This is a genomic window from Cedecea neteri (assembly GCF_000757825.1).
Taxonomy (GTDB): domain Bacteria; phylum Pseudomonadota; class Gammaproteobacteria; order Enterobacterales; family Enterobacteriaceae; genus Cedecea; species Cedecea selenatireducens.
The window spans coordinates 1,750,315-1,764,151 of sequence record NZ_CP009451.1; the positions used below are offsets into that span (position 1 = coordinate 1,750,315).

General features: G+C 51.4%; 8 protein-coding genes, 3 tRNA genes and 3 rRNA genes. 3 read left to right on the top strand and 11 right to left on the bottom strand.

Translation table 11 applies throughout. The features are described 5' to 3' along the window. The first annotated feature begins 27 nt into the window (after positions 1-27). Together gloB and mltD are read left to right on the top strand one after the other, a co-directional pair. Positions 28-783, top strand: coding sequence for a hydroxyacylglutathione hydrolase (gene gloB, locus JT31_RS08010; RefSeq protein WP_038475373.1), 756 nt, complete (start codon positions 28-30; stop codon positions 781-783). A 70-nt stretch (positions 784-853) separates the two neighbouring features. Then, positions 854-2,224, top strand: coding sequence for a murein transglycosylase D (gene mltD, locus JT31_RS08015; protein ID WP_038475376.1), 1,371 nt, complete (start codon positions 854-856; stop codon positions 2,222-2,224). Between the two features lie 48 nt (positions 2,225-2,272). Here the strand turns inward: mltD and JT31_RS08020 are convergent, their stop codons facing one another. The 3 genes from JT31_RS08020 to JT31_RS08030 form a co-directional block, all read right to left on the bottom strand. Continuing rightward, positions 2,273-3,040, bottom strand: coding sequence for a class I SAM-dependent methyltransferase (locus tag JT31_RS08020; protein WP_038475378.1), 768 nt, complete (start codon positions 3,038-3,040; stop codon positions 2,273-2,275). Between the two features lie 72 nt (positions 3,041-3,112). Further along, entirely contained in the window at positions 3,113-3,916 is an 804-nt protein-coding gene (locus tag JT31_RS08025; protein WP_071842943.1) for an endonuclease/exonuclease/phosphatase family protein, read from the bottom strand. Between the two features lie 150 nt (positions 3,917-4,066). Then, a complete protein-coding gene (locus JT31_RS08030; protein WP_038475383.1) occupies positions 4,067-5,242 on the bottom strand; it encodes an MFS transporter in 1,176 nt (391 codons plus the stop codon). Between the two features lie 104 nt (positions 5,243-5,346). Between JT31_RS08030 and yafC the strand changes: the two genes are divergently transcribed. Further along, the gene (gene yafC, locus JT31_RS08035; protein ID WP_038475386.1) at positions 5,347-6,249 is read left to right on the top strand and encodes a DNA-binding transcriptional regulator YafC; all 903 of its coding nucleotides are present in this window, start codon (positions 5,347-5,349) and stop codon (positions 6,247-6,249) included. A gap of 6 nt (positions 6,250-6,255) precedes the next feature. Here yafC and dkgB read toward each other — a convergent pair whose 3' ends face one another. The 8 genes from dkgB to gmhB form a co-directional block, all read right to left on the bottom strand. After that, positions 6,256-7,062 (bottom strand): 2,5-didehydrogluconate reductase DkgB, encoded by an 807-nt coding sequence (gene dkgB / locus JT31_RS08040; protein ID WP_038475389.1) that lies wholly within the window; start codon positions 7,060-7,062, stop codon positions 6,256-6,258. Between the two features lie 175 nt (positions 7,063-7,237). Next, positions 7,238-7,314: transfer RNA gene (locus JT31_RS08045), tRNA-Asp, on the bottom strand. Between the two features lie 191 nt (positions 7,315-7,505). Continuing rightward, positions 7,506-7,621, bottom strand: a 5S ribosomal RNA gene (gene rrf, locus JT31_RS08050). A 111-nt stretch (positions 7,622-7,732) separates the two neighbouring features. Then, positions 7,733-10,640: ribosomal RNA gene (locus JT31_RS08055) — 23S ribosomal RNA — on the bottom strand. Positions 10,641-10,845: 205 nt separating this feature from the next. Next, positions 10,846-10,921 (bottom strand) — tRNA-Ala (locus tag JT31_RS08060). Positions 10,922-11,034: 113 nt separating this feature from the next. After that, a tRNA-Ile gene (locus JT31_RS08065) sits at positions 11,035-11,111 on the bottom strand. 69 nt (positions 11,112-11,180) lie between these two features. Beyond that, positions 11,181-12,720, bottom strand: a 16S ribosomal RNA gene (locus JT31_RS08070). Together the 16S, 23S and 5S rRNA genes with 3 tRNA genes alongside form the textbook arrangement of a ribosomal RNA operon. Before the next feature lie 372 nt (positions 12,721-13,092). Further along, the gene (gene gmhB, locus JT31_RS08075; RefSeq protein WP_038475392.1) at positions 13,093-13,659 is read right to left on the bottom strand and encodes a D-glycero-beta-D-manno-heptose 1,7-bisphosphate 7-phosphatase; all 567 of its coding nucleotides are present in this window, start codon (positions 13,657-13,659) and stop codon (positions 13,093-13,095) included. Positions 13,660-13,837: the final 178 nt, after the last annotated feature.

A 13,837-nucleotide genomic window follows, 5' to 3' on the forward strand; every position in this document is an offset into this window, starting at 1 on the left:
TCTTAATTGCCATAGAGAGGTTGAACTATGAATCTTAACAGTATTCGTGCTTTCCAGGATAACTACATCTGGGTGCTTAATAATGAGCAGGGAAAATGTGTGATCGTTGACCCCGGTGAGGCCGCTCCTGTTTTGAAGGCTATAGAGGAAAACGGCTGGCAGCCAGAAGCTATTCTGCTTACCCATCATCATGCCGATCACGTTGGTGGCGTTCAGCAACTGAAGGACAAATACCCGAACATTGAGGTATACGGACCGGAGGAAACCCGGCAGAAAGGGGCTACGCAGATCGTGGGCGAAGGGGATAAGTTTAGCCTGTCTGGGCGTGAATATAGAGTGATAGCAACACCTGGTCACACTTTAGGACATATCTCGTTTTATAGCTTTCCTTATCTATTTTGCGGCGACACAATGTTTTCTGGCGGCTGCGGAAGACTTTTTGAAGGTACAGCAGAGCAGATGTTTACATCATTTCAAAAACTTAATTCACTACCTGCTGAAACCCAGATTTGTTGCGCACATGAGTACACCGAATCAAACATAAAGTTTTCCTTAAGTATTTTACCCCATGATGAGCAATTAAAGGGATACTATCGAAAAGTTAAGGAGTTACGCGCAAAAAATCACTCAACCTTGCCGTCAATGCTGCAAACAGAACGCCAAATAAATATTTTTTTACGCACTGAAGATGCTGTTTTAAAAGAAGAAATTAAAAAAGAAACAAACTTGCAACAACCCCATGAGATATTCGCCTGGTTAAGGACAAAGAAGGATAGCTTCTGAATATTCTGGTTGTGTTGTCGAAAAGGCGACGGTATCATCGCTCGTCTTTTAAGCAACCATTGACACACACATGAAGGCAAAAGCGATACTACTCGCCTCTGTCTTGCTTGTCGGGTGCCAGGCGTCAAAGCATGATGCCAACATTCAACAGCATGCACAGAGTCTGTCTGCGGCTGGTCAAGGTGAAGCAGGAAAGTACACGGGTCGAGCGACCTCTGCGCGATGGATGGATGATGGAACCTTCCTCGCGCAAGATCAAAACCTGTGGAACTTCATCGGCAACGAGCTAAAGATGGGGATACCGGAAAACGTCCGGATCCGCGAACAGAAACAGAAGTACCTGAGTAATAAGAGCTATCTCCACGATGTAACATTACGGGCAGAGCCGTATATGTACTGGATTGCCGGGCAAGTTAAGAAACGCAACATGCCAATGGAACTAGTACTACTACCCATAGTGGAGAGCGCTTTTGACCCCCACGCGACGTCTAGCGCAAATGCCGCAGGCATTTGGCAGATTATCCCAAGTACGGGGCGCAATTACGGTCTTAAGCAGACCAAAGCGTACGATGCACGCCGTGATGTAGTGGCTTCTACCACTGCCGCACTGGATATGATGCAGCGTTTGAACAAGATGTTTGACGGCGACTGGTTGTTGACCGTGGCAGCGTACAACAGCGGCGAAGGCCGTGTGCTGAACGCCATAAAAGCGAACAAATCGCGGGGTAAACCTACCGATTTCTGGTCGCTGGCTCTGCCGCGTGAAACAAAGATCTACGTACCGAAAATGCTGGCGTTGAGCGACATACTCAAAAACAGTCAGAAGTACGGCGTACGTTTGCCGACAACGGATGAAAGCCGCGCGCTGGCGCGTGTTGAAGTCAGCAATCCGGTTGAGTTAACGCAGGTCGCCGAAATGGCAGGCATGTCGCTCACCAACCTGAAGACCTTCAACGCCGGCGTGAAAAGCACCACCGTTGGGAAAAATCAGCGTTACGTGATGGTGCCGAAAAAGCATGCCGAGCAGCTGAAAGCCTCTTTGGCTTCTGGTGAAATCGATGCTTTACAGCCTACGCTGGTTGCGGATAACCGCAGCAGTGCCGGTGGCAACAAATCTTATAAAGTGCGCTCAGGGGATACCCTGTCCGGCGTTGCTTCACGCCTCGGTGTGAACGCTAAAGATTTGCAAAACTGGAACAACCTGAGCGGTTCTCGCCTTAAAGTTGGGCAAACGCTCAGCGTGAAAGGTGGCGCAACGCAGCTGGCTGACAATAGCAGCATCACTTATCAGGTGCGCAAAGGTGACTCGCTGTCGAGTATCGCCAAACGTCACGGCGTGAACATCAAAGATGTGATGCGCTGGAACAGCGGTACCGATGATCTGAGGCCTGGAGACCAACTGACGCTGTTTGTCAGCGGGAATACTTCTCCAGATACCTGATAGTAAAGATAAAAAAGGCACCTGCATGGTGCCTTTTCTTTTTTGAGTTTATCCCTTTCGAGCTTCCAGCAGGATGATATCGCTGGTGAACGACCCGTCGCGCTGCAATTCAAAGTACTGCTTAACCTCGTCAGACGCACTTTTTTGGTAAGCGCGGATCGCGTCCGATAACACTATCGGCGTTCTCATCCTGGCAATCCAGCTGGAGAACTCCAGATTCAGCCTGTCGCATAAAACGCTGTGCGTCATCAGGCCCGCATCGTTAAACAGGCTCAGCCACTCTCCGCTGGAATAATTACGCACGTGCGAAGTGTCACGTAATGCCTCGACCGTTTGCAGCCAGATATCCTTCACCGGGTGACCCGGTGAAGTGACATCCATAAAAATAGCAATGCCACCAGGCTTAAGCACACGCTTCACCTCGCGCAGTGCCTGGCCGACATCGTGCCAGTGATGCGCAGAGTAGCGGCTGATGACCACATCAAAGGTGCTGTCATCGAATGGAAGTGATTCTGCATATCCCTGGCGAGTCGCAATATTAGTGATTCCCCGCGTGGTCGCCGCCTCCGCGACAACCGTCAGCATCTGCTCGGACAAATCATAAGCGACAACTGACTTCACCTTCGCCGCAGCAATAAAGCTTGCGTGCCCTGCCCCGCATCCCATGTCCAGCAGAGTGGCATTGGGAAAATCATTCAACCGCGCGCTAAGCCGCTCCAGATCGCGCCCTGAAGCATGAACCGTGCTGGTCAAATAGGCGCTGGCCTGGGATCCAAACTGCTGGCTAACTTTGTCATGATGGGATTGCGTTGTCATCGTTATGTCCTTGCGGTTAAGTGAGAAAAAAGGGCAGCGCACAGGTCTGCCCAACGGCAGACCTGACGAACCTTATTTCAGCTCAGGCTTGCCGGGACGGAATTCAACTAGTAGCGGGTTATGGTCTGAGGCACGAGTCACCAGCACCGAAGCTTCGGTGACGTTCAGACCACGATAGAAGACAAAATCAAGCGGGCGACCAAACGCCCGGCGGCGATGATCGTCGGTAAAACGAACTTCACGCAGCGTCATTTCGCGGGCAAAGCGGAACAATGCATTCATGCGTGGACGGCTCCAGGCATTGAAATCACCGGCCATGATAACCGGCCCGTTGTGATGCCCTATCTGATCGCCAATTGGCCCAAGCTGTTTGCTGTAAACGTCTACGCCAAGGCTAAAATTAACGGCATGAATATTAATCACCATCAGCATCCGCCCGTCCGGCAAGGGATAAACGGTCACCAGGGCAGACTTGGATAACCGCAGGATCGGCTCGCGTTCACGTAGCGGGCAGCAATAGACAGGATGGGCAGCAGAAAGTGTCATCACGCCAGAAGGATGCTGGGGTAAAACAAAGGCGGGAACCTGGTCGGCGGCCAGATAGTTAGTGGTCGCAAATCGAACCAATTCAGGTGTCGTTTGCGCTTCCTGTAACAGCATCAGGTGCGCGTCTTTGCCGAAGGTTTGCAGCACCGAAAGCCAGTCGGCCCGCTGCTGCTTAAAGATGTTCCATACCAGAACGCGTATCGTGCCGTGGCCGGGTAAAGGTTCTCCGGGGGGTAATGCCTGACCTATAGTCGCAAACGAGCCGGGAGGCAGAATTCGCTCTGCTGGCTGTCCGGCTACGTATCGCATGGCATAGGTATTCTTGTGCACGTTTAGCTAACGACCTCAGTAACTCATCAATATGCCCGCAGTTTGCGGACTATCTTTCAGTTATAGGGACTTTAACGCAGACTTTCAACGACCATTACAAACCATTGACTACCAGGGGCGTAAAACGGCTACGCTCCTGGTATAAAAAATTTAGCTTATGGCGAGTTTTGACTGCTTATCCAGTCTGCCGCTCAAGCCAATCAGCAACAGCGCCAGAACAACAATCACTGCGCCAATCCACGGCGTCTGCGCCAGACCGAAGTGTTGTACCGTCTGGCCACCAATAATGGAGCCCACAGCAATACCCACGTTAAACGCCGCAATGTTAAGACCGGAAGCAACATCAACCGCATTTGGCGTGTATTGTTCGGCTTTCTGTACAACATAGACCTGCAGGCCCGGAACATTACCGAAGGCGAAGACGCCCATCACCAGAATGGTAAGCAGCGCGGCAACGTGCGAGTGTACGGTGAACTGGAAGACCAGAAGCAGCACGGCCAGTGCGGCAAAGATAAATTTCAGGGCCGGCACAGCACCGTGGCGATCCGCCAGCTTACCGCCCCAGATATTGCCGATAGCCACAGATACGCCATAGCCCAACAGGATCCAGCTCACTGCGGAAGGTGAAAAGCCAGCCAGATCCTGCATCATCGGCGCCAGGAAGGTAAAAGCGGTAAACACACCACCATAACCCAGCGCGGTAACCAGATAGATCAGCACCAGACGCGGATGGGTTAATACCTGCAGCTGCTCCTTAATTCCAGCCAGCGCACGATTAGGAATATCTTTCGGGATAAGGATCATGCTGCTGATCAATGCGATAACGCCAATAGCCGATACTGCCAGGAAAGTTTCACGCCAGCCGAAATGCTGCCCGATGAACGTCCCCAATGGCACGCCGGTCACCAGCGCTACCGTCAGGCCACCAAACATAATGGCAATGGCTGAAGCCGCTTTCTCTTTGGGTACAAGGCTCGTCGCAATCGTCGAACCAATGGAGAAAAATACGCCGTGCGCCAGACCAGTAAGCAGGCGAGCTACGACCAAAGTCTCGTAATTAGGCGACAGCCAGGCTATCACATTCCCTACGGTAAATAGCGCCATAAGGCCGATGAGCAATTGCTTGCGCGGCAGTTTGCCTGTTAAGGCGGTCAAAACAGGCGCACCAATCGCTACGCCAAGAGCATAGATAGATACCAGCAATCCTGCAGACGGAACTGAGATTGCAAGCTGTTCAGCGATGGTCGGTACAAGCCCGACAATAACGAACTCGGTGGTGCCGATTGCGAAAGCACTGATTGTCAGTGCGAGAAGCGCCAGAGGCATAATTTACTCCATAACAGGTGTCTTTTGATGACACGTAGTATGGCGGGATGCTTAAATAACAAAAATATGTAAAATCTCAATAGAATTTTGCTTGTGGAGCAACAATGAAGGCTACGTCAGATGAACTTGCGATTTTTGTTGCCGTAGTAGAGAGCGGGAGCTTCAGCCGCGCGGCAGAACAGCTGGGGCTGGCTAACTCAGCGGTGAGCAGGACGGTAAAAAAGCTGGAGATGAAGCTGGGCGTGAGCCTGCTTAACCGAACAACGCGCCAGCTTAGCCTGACGGAAGAAGGTGAGCGCTATTTCAGGAACGTGCAGCAAATTTTGCAGGCGATGGCCGCGGCTGAAAATGAAGTGATGGAAAGCAAGCAGATGCCAAGGGGATTGCTGCGCATTGATGCCGCAACGCCGGTGATGTTGCATCTACTGATGCCGCTGATAAAACCGTTCCGCGAGCGCTACCCGGAAATGACGCTGTCTCTTGTATCGTCGGAAACCTTCATTAACCTCATCGAACGTAAAGTCGATGTGGCGATTCGCGTTGGCAATTTAACCGACTCAAGCCTCCGTGCCCGCCCGCTTTTTAGCAGCTACCGCAAAATCATTGCCTCGCCCGAATATATAGCGGCTAATGGAGCACCAGAAACCGCTGCCGATCTGGTAAATCACGTCTGCCTGGGCTTTACCGAGCCTTCTTCACTTAACCGCTGGCCGGTTTCACAAGCGGATGGACAACTCTTTGAGATAAAACCAGGGTTATCTTCAAATAGCGGAGAAACGCTTAAGCAGCTGTGCCTGACGGGGAACGGTATCGCCTGTCTGTCAGACTTTATGATTGATAAAGAAATTGAAAGCGGAGAGTTTGTTGAGGTGCTTGCCGATAAGCTTTTACCGGTCAATATGCCTTTTAGCGCGGTGTACTATAGCGACCGGGCGGTCAGTACGCGTATTCGTGCATTTATTGATTTTCTGAGTGACGCAGTAAAACGGCCCCCTGAAGGGCCGTAATCAGGATCAGTTATCCCACTTCGGTGCCAGACCTTCCGGGCTCACCAGGCGGTCATTGCATTCCAGAGCAGCAATGGCCGCCATATCTTCAGCATCCAGCTTCAGGCTCTGCGCCTGCAGATTGCTTTCCAGATTCGCGCGTTTTGTCGAAGAAGGAATCACTGCATAATCCAGAGCCATTGCCCATGCCAGAATAACCTGCGCAGGCGTTGCCTGATGTTTCTGTGCAATACGGCCAATGGTTTCATCCGCCAACGCTTTCCCATAGGCCAGCGTCATATAGGACGTAATGTGGATGTTGTGCTGCTTAGCCCACTCAACAACGGTGCGGTTTTGCAGGTATGGCGACAGCTCAATCTGGTTGGTGGCAATATTTTCAGCGCCAACGGCATCAATTGCCTGCTGCATCAGTTCAACCGTAAAGTTTGAAATCCCAATTTGGCGCGTGAAACCGGCTTCTTTCGCCTCCAGCAGCGCCTGCATGAATTCAGCCACCGGCACGGCATCGTTTGGCGAAGGCCAGTGGATCAGCGTCAGATCGACGTAATCAGTGCGCAGCTTCACCAGGCTCTCTTTCAGGCTTGGGATCAGTTTGTCCTTGCTGAGGTTTTCAATCCAGATTTTAGTCGTGATAAAAAGCTCTTCACGTGGAATGCCGCTTTCTTCAAGCGCCTGACCAACAGCCGCCTCATTATCATAAATCTGAGCAGTATCTACAGCACGATAGCCCAGCTCCAGGGCTGTTTTAACCGATGCGATGACGATGTCGTCTTTCAGGCGGAAAGTGCCCAGACCGAATGCAGGAATTGCCATTTTTAACCTCATTATGGGATGTTCGTTGGTATGAGGAAGAGTATGCCGGGGAGAACTCTGCTGAAAAAGACGGATAAATGCAGAAGATTTTTGCTAAATCAGCAACAATGTTGTTAATTTTGATGGAATTTAAATACAAAAAAGCCCTGAGTCTAAGACTCAGGGCTTAAATAAGTGGCGGAACGGACGGGACTCGAACCCGCGACCCCCTGCGTGACAGGCAGGTATTCTAACCGACTGAACTACCGCTCCACCGAATTTTTCTACAACCACTGATTTTCACATCAGCTTACTGCTTAATTTGATGCCTGGCAGTTGATGAACTTACGTTCACCCTACGGGCCGCTGCTTCGCAGCGTTCAGACTCACCTTTCGGTTCGTCAGTCCTACTCTCTGAGAGTAGTGAACTGCCTCGTATTACTGACCATTACTGCTAATTTGATGCCTGGCAGTTCCCTACTCTCGCATGGGGAGACCCCACACTACCATCGGCGCTACGGCGTTTCACTTCTGAGTTCGGCATGGGGTCAGGTGGGACCACCGCGCTACGGCCGCCAGGCAAATTCTGTTATTGACCGTCATGCATCCGCATAACCATCAATTTAATCCTGAACTAAGCTGAAAATTTACTCTTTCTCTCTAATTTCTCTCAAAACACCTTCGGTGTTGTAAGGTTAAGCCTCACGGATCATTAGTACTGGTTAGCTCAACGTATCGCTACGCTTACACACCCAGCCTATCAACGTCGTAGTCTTCAACGTTCCTTCAGGACCCTTAAAGGGTCAGGGAGAACTCATCTCGGGGCAAGTTTCGCGCTTAGATGCTTTCAGCGCTTATCTTTTCCGCATTTAGCTACCGGGCAATGCCATTGGCATGACAACCCGAACACCAGTGATGCGTCCACTCCGGTCCTCTCGTACTAGGAGCAGCCCCCCTCAATTCTCCAGCGCCCACGGCAGATAGGGACCGAACTGTCTCACGACGTTCTAAACCCAGCTCGCGTACCACTTTAAATGGCGAACAGCCATACCCTTGGGACCTACTTCAGCCCCAGGATGTGATGAGCCGACATCGAGGTGCCAAACACCGCCGTCGATATGAACTCTTGGGCGGTATCAGCCTGTTATCCCCGGAGTACCTTTTATCCGTTGAGCGATGGCCCTTCCATTCAGAACCACCGGATCACTAAGACCTGCTTTCGCACCTGCTCGAGCCGTCACTCTCGCAGTCAAGCTAGCTTATGCCTTTGCACTAACCTCACGATGTCCGACCGTGATTAGCTAACCTTCGTGCTCCTCCGTTACGCTTTAGGAGGAGACCGCCCCAGTCAAACTACCCACCAGACACTGTCCGCAACCCGGATCACGGGTCTACGTTAGAACATCAAACATTAAAGGGTGGTATTTCAAGGTTGGCTCCACGCAGACTGGCGTCCACGCTTCAAAGCCTCCCACCTATCCTACACATCAAGGCTCAATGTTCAGTGTCAAGCTATAGTAAAGGTTCACGGGGTCTTTCCGTCTTGCCGCGGGTACACTGCATCTTCACAGCGATTTCAATTTCACTGAGTCTCGGGTGGAGACAGCCTGGCCATCATTACGCCATTCGTGCAGGTCGGAACTTACCCGACAAGGAATTTCGCTACCTTAGGACCGTTATAGTTACGGCCGCCGTTTACCGGGGCTTCGATCAAGAGCTTCTCCTTGCGGATAACCCCATCAATTAACCTTCCGGCACCGGGCAGGCGTCACACCGTATACGTCCACTTTCGTGTTTGCACAGTGCTGTGTTTTTAATAAACAGTTGCAGCCAGCTGGTATCTTCGACTGCCTTCAGCTCCACCCGCGAGGGGTTTCACCTACCGACAGCGTGCCTTCTCCCGAAGTTACGGCACCATTTTGCCTAGTTCCTTCACCCGAGTTCTCTCAAGCGCCTTGGTATTCTCTACCTGACCACCTGTGTCGGTTTGGGGTACGATTTAATGTTACCTGATGCTTAGAGGCTTTTCCTGGAAGCAGGGCATTTGTTACTTCAGCACCGTAGTGCCTCGTCATCACACCTCAGCGTTTAATAAGCGTCCGGATTTACCTAAACACTCCGCCTACATGCTTAAACCGGGACAACCGTCGCCCGGCTAACATAGCCTTCTCCGTCCCCCCTTCGCAGTAACACCAAGTACAGGAATATTAACCTGTTTCCCATCGACTACGCCTTTCGGCCTCGCCTTAGGGGTCGACTCACCCTGCCCCGATTAACGTTGGACAGGAACCCTTGGTCTTCCGGCGAGCGGGCTTTTCACCCGCTTTATCGTTACTTATGTCAGCATTCGCACTTCTGATACCTCCAGCAGACCTCACAGTCCACCTTCGACGGCTTACAGAACGCTCCCCTACCCAACAACGCATAAGCGTCGCTGCCGCAGCTTCGGTGCATGGTTTAGCCCCGTTACATCTTCCGCGCAGGCCGACTCGACCAGTGAGCTATTACGCTTTCTTTAAATGATGGCTGCTTCTAAGCCAACATCCTGGCTGTCTGTGCCTTCCCACATCGTTTCCCACTTAACCATGACTTTGGGACCTTAGCTGGCGGTCTGGGTTGTTTCCCTCTTCACGACGGACGTTAGCACCCGCCGTGTGTCTCCCGTGATAACATTCTTCGGTATTCGTAGTTTGCATCGGGTTGGTAAGCCGGGATGGCCCCCTAGCCGAAACAGTGCTCTACCCCCGAAGATGAGTTCACGAGGCGCTACCTAAATAGCTTTCGGGGAGAACCAGCTATCTCCCGGTTTGATTGGCCTTTCACCCCCAGCCACAAGTCATCCGCTAATTTTTCAACATTAGTCGGTTCGGTCCTCCAGTTAGTGTTACCCAACCTTCAACCTGCCCATGGCTAGATCACCGGGTTTCGGGTCTATACCCTGCAACTTAACGCCCAGTTAAGACTCGGTTTCCCTGCGGCTCCCCTATACGGTTAACCTTGCTACAGAATATAAGTCGCTGACCCATTATACAAAAGGTACGCAGTCACCCCATAAAGAGGCTCCCACTGCTTGTACGTACACGGTTTCAGGTTCTGTTTCACTCCCCTCGCCGGGGTTCTTTTCGCCTTTCCCTCACGGTACTGGTTCACTATCGGTCAGTCAGGAGTATTTAGCCTTGGAGGATGGTCCCCCCATATTCAGACAGGATACCACGTGTCCCGCCCTACTCTTCGAACTCACAGTATGTGCATTTTAGTGTACGGGAGTATCACCCTGTACCCTGCGACTTTCCAGACGCTTCCACTAACACACAAACTGATTCAGGTTCTGGGCTGCTCCCCGTTCGCTCGCCGCTACTGGGGGAATCTCGGTTGATTTCTTTTCCTCGGGGTACTTAGATGTTTCAGTTCCCCCGGTTCGCTTCGTTAAGCTATGTATTCACTTAACGATAGTGTGACGAATCACACTGGGTTTCCCCATTCGGAAATCGCCGGCTATAACGGTTCATATCACCTTACCGACGCTTATCGCAGATTAGCACGTCCTTCATCGCCTCTGACTGCCAGGGCATCCACCGTGTACGCTTAGTCGCTTAACCTCACAACCCGAAGATGTCTCGTGAGACACCATCGCTGTTGCGAAAATTTGAGAGACTCGAACATGTCTTAACCCCATCCCTTATTACGGAGGAATGAGACGACATGTCGTTTCAATTTTCAGCTTGTTCCGGATTGTTAAAGAGCAAATACTTCGCAGCACACCGTTGCCGGTACACTCTGAAGTAGTTTTGGTGCATGAAATGATGGTGGAGCTAAGCGGGATCGAACCGCTGACCTCCTGCGTGCAAGGCAGGCGCTCTCCCAGCTGAGCTATAGCCCCATCGATTTCGTAAAACCTTTGATTACCGTTAATTTTCATCTGGTCAAGGCGCAACTTAGCGACGCATACTTAAGTATGCGAGTCTGAGGTGCAACGCAGAACAGGGGAAAATTTGGTAGGCCTGAGTGGACTTGAACCACCGACCTCACCCTTATCAGGGGTGCGCTCTAACCACCTGAGCTACAAGCCTATAAGGTTTTACTGCTCGTTTTCTATCAGACAATCTGTGTGAGCACTACGCGGGTTTGTATCTTTTAGGTAAGGAGGTGATCCAACCGCAGGTTCCCCTACGGTTACCTTGTTACGACTTCACCCCAGTCATGAATCACAAAGTGGTAAGCGCCCTCCCGAAGGTTAAGCTACCTACTTCTTTTGCAACCCACTCCCATGGTGTGACGGGCGGTGTGTACAAGGCCCGGGAACGTATTCACCGTAGCATTCTGATCTACGATTACTAGCGATTCCGACTTCATGGAGTCGAGTTGCAGACTCCAATCCGGACTACGACGCACTTTATGAGGTCCGCTTGCTCTCGCGAGGTCGCTTCTCTTTGTATGCGCCATTGTAGCACGTGTGTAGCCCTACTCGTAAGGGCCATGATGACTTGACGTCATCCCCACCTTCCTCCAGTTTATCACTGGCAGTCTCCTTTGAGTTCCCGGCCGAACCGCTGGCAACAAAGGATAAGGGTTGCGCTCGTTGCGGGACTTAACCCAACATTTCACAACACGAGCTGACGACAGCCATGCAGCACCTGTCTCAGAGTTCCCGAAGGCACCAATCCATCTCTGGAAAGTTCTCTGGATGTCAAGAGTAGGTAAGGTTCTTCGCGTTGCATCGAATTAAACCACATGCTCCACCGCTTGTGCGGGCCCCCGTCAATTCATTTGAGTTTTAACCTTGCGGCCGTACTCCCCAGGCGGTCGACTTAACGCGTTAGCTCCGGAAGCCACGCCTCAAGGGCACAACCTCCAAGTCGACATCGTTTACGGCGTGGACTACCAGGGTATCTAATCCTGTTTGCTCCCCACGCTTTCGCACCTGAGCGTCAGTCTTTGTCCAGGGGGCCGCCTTCGCCACCGGTATTCCTCCAGATCTCTACGCATTTCACCGCTACACCTGGAATTCTACCCCCCTCTACAAGACTCAAGCTTGCCAGTTTCGAATGCAGTTCCCAGGTTGAGCCCGGGGATTTCACATCCGACTTAACAAACCGCCTGCGTGCGCTTTACGCCCAGTAATTCCGATTAACGCTTGCACCCTCCGTATTACCGCGGCTGCTGGCACGGAGTTAGCCGGTGCTTCTTCTGCGAGTAACGTCAATCGCTAAGGTTATTAACCTTAACGCCTTCCTCCTCGCTGAAAGTACTTTACAACCCGAAGGCCTTCTTCATACACGCGGCATGGCTGCATCAGGCTTGCGCCCATTGTGCAATATTCCCCACTGCTGCCTCCCGTAGGAGTCTGGACCGTGTCTCAGTTCCAGTGTGGCTGGTCATCCTCTCAGACCAGCTAGGGATCGTCGCCTAGGTGAGCCATTACCCCACCTACTAGCTAATCCCATCTGGGTTCATCTGATGGCAAGAGGCCCGAAGGTCCCCCTCTTTGGTCTTGCGACGTTATGCGGTATTAGCTACCGTTTCCAGTAGTTATCCCCCTCCATCAGGCAGATCCCCAGACATTACTCACCCGTCCGCCGCTCGTCACCCAGGAGCAAGCTCCCTGTGCTACCGCTCGACTTGCATGTGTTAGGCCTGCCGCCAGCGTTCAATCTGAGCCATGATCAAACTCTTCAATTTAAAAGTGTTTGATGCTCAAAGAATTAAAACTGTTTATAAAATCAGTAGTCACTCTTCAAGACTTGATATTTTGTTGCATCCGAAGATGCTGAGATATCAATCCTGCGAGTGCCCACACAGATTGTCTGATAAATTGTTAAAGAGCAGTGAGTTACGCGCTTTCGCTTGCTAACTCGAGGTGGCGTATATTACGCTTTCCTCTTTCAGAGTCAAGCGTTTATTTTCGCTTTCGTCTGACTGACTACCGGGTTGTTAAGCCGCTTTCGAAGCCGCTTTGCCGTGTCAGTGGAGGCGCATTATAGGGAGTTCTCAGAGCCTGACAACCCCTAATTTGAAAAAACTTTCTGACCGCGCGTTTTTTAATCGTAACGCTTATTTTTGGCGCTGTTTGATGGCTTTTGGCAGGTCAGCAAGGCTATTAATGACCAAATCTGCCGCCGCCTCGCCCTCTTCCGTTACAGGTTTGCCAGTGCGTACCAGCACTTTAGTCCCAACCATAGCTGCGGCGGCGGCCTGCATATCTTCAATTTTGTCGCCAACCATATAAGAAGAAGCCATATCGATGTGCAGGAAGTCACGTGCAGAAATCAGCATACCCGGCTGCGGCTTACGGCAATCACAATTCTGACGAAACTCTTCCACGCTTCCTTCCGGGTGATGAGGGCAATAATAGATGCCATCGAGATCCACACCGCGGTCCGCCAGCGACCAGTCCATCCACTCGGTCAGGTTCTCAAAATCTGCCTCGGTGAACATCCCGCGTGCGATGCCGGACTGGTTAGTTACCAGCACCAGAGCAAAGCCCATCTCTTTTAATTCGCGCATTGCCTCTATAGCACCATCAATAAACTCGAATCGGTCAACTTCATATACATAGCCATGATCGACATTAATGGTGCCATCGCGGTCGAGAAAAATAGCGGGTACGGACTGTGCCACTGGAGAACTCCTGATACGGATTAATTGCGGCTAGTATCGCATGATTTAGTAATAAGGAGAGAACAGTCCTTCACTCCCTGATTGATTTAGACGTCTGGATGCCTTAACATCCATATCGATTACGGTAACTTTGGTTACTGGTAGCAGAAAATTCCACGGCTATTACCTATACGATAAT